Annotated in this window: 1 pseudogene; it reads left to right on the top strand. The window is 27.8% G+C overall.

Annotated elements, in window-relative coordinates:
* Positions 1–237: pseudogene (locus LQ693_RS13615) on the top strand (helix-turn-helix domain-containing protein); the annotation flags it as partial.

The raw sequence follows: 237 nt of genomic DNA, 5'->3' as shown, positions 1-237 counted from the left end.
TTAAAATTTAGACAAGAAAATATGTTGTCTTATCAAGATACTGCGAATCACTTTAGGATTATTAATCCTATTATCATTGCCAATTGGCAACATCAATTTGATGAAAAGTGTCGTCTTGATATAGATAAAAAACAAAAGGGACGATCTCACACTATGACTAAAAAACGATCTAAATCAGATAATAAAAATTTACCTCTAAATGAAAATGAACATGAAGAACTTGAAAGACTTAGAAAT

It is taken from the genome of Mammaliicoccus sp. B-M6 (assembly GCF_022386965.1).
Taxonomy (GTDB): domain Bacteria; phylum Bacillota; class Bacilli; order Staphylococcales; family Staphylococcaceae; genus Mammaliicoccus; species Mammaliicoccus sciuri_A.
Note: the sequence above shows the minus strand (reverse complement) of the source record. Positions and strands in the feature narration are given on the sequence as shown.